Raw genomic sequence first — 922 nt, forward strand, 5'->3', positions numbered from 1 at the left:
TCTCCCAATTGTTCTAAGGTATCTAGAACGAAGGCAGTATCCTGTGTGGAACCAATGGTGTATGCCACGATTTCTCCATTATACAGATCCTTAATACTCGAAAGATACATCATAGATTGCCCAAATGGCAAGTACGTAATATCGGTCACTAACTTCTCCAAAGGCTTCTCAGCTACAAAATCACGGGATAGGATATTCGGTGCCACATATGCCGGCTGCCCGGTCTGCTTGCGTTTCTTGATCTTCACGCGGCATTGCCAACCGTTTTTCCGCATCACGCGTTGTACTGTTTTCTCACTGACACCTGGGAAGAGGCTGGCAATCATGCGATATCCATATCGGAATTTATGCTTCTTGCACATATCGCCAATCTGTTGATCCCGTTTCTCTTTTTGGCTTACTCGATCTGCTTGTTTACGCCATCGGTAGTATGTAGAGCGGGCAACGCCTAAATGCTGGCAAACTTCACTTACTGTCATCACATCCTTCAGTTCCTCTACCAAACTAACTACTACTTTTGGGACCACATCCTTTCCAACTCCCTGTACTTTTTTAAAATATCGACCTGTTGCCGCAAATATCGGTTTTCCGCTTGCAGTTTAGCTGTTTCACTACCGTATTCGGGACCTTTCCCATACGTATACTGCTTTCCGACTGGCTGTTGCAGGCGATACATTTCCCCCTCACGATACCATTTCATCCATGTTTTGATCTGTGACACGTTTCGGATGCACAATTCCTCCAGCACCTGCTTGTTAGATATGCCGGCCAACTTCATTTCAATTGCTTTCATTTTTACCTCAACGGGATAACTAACTCTAGTCGCCATTAAAAAAACACCTCCGAATTGATTTCATAAGGTTCAATACCCTATTTTCAACGAAAGGTGTTTTTATTTGTCTCATTTTCTTAGGTCAGTTCC

General features: G+C 43.8%; 2 protein-coding genes. Both read right to left on the reverse strand.

Annotation, left to right across the window (positions count from 1 at the left end):
- Positions 1-503, reverse strand: a 503-nt coding sequence (locus ACFQ38_RS11320; protein ID WP_381480948.1) for a helix-turn-helix domain-containing protein, incomplete at its 3' end; no start/stop codon positions are given.
- A gap of 8 nt (positions 504-511) precedes the next feature.
- Positions 512-829 (reverse strand): hypothetical protein, encoded by a 318-nt coding sequence (locus tag ACFQ38_RS11325; RefSeq protein WP_336825710.1) that lies wholly within the window; start codon positions 827-829, stop codon positions 512-514.
- Positions 830-922 lie beyond the last annotated feature (93 nt).

Origin of the sequence: Sporosarcina contaminans (assembly GCF_042679045.1) — a bacterium.
Lineage (GTDB): Bacteria > Bacillota > Bacilli > Bacillales_A > Planococcaceae > Sporosarcina > Sporosarcina contaminans.

Excerpts from the sequence above, each read along its gene's own strand:
- ACFQ38_RS11325 (WP_336825710.1), bottom strand. The coding sequence starts at position 829 with ATGGCGACTAGAGTTAGTTATCCCGTTGAGGTAAAAATGAAAGCAATT.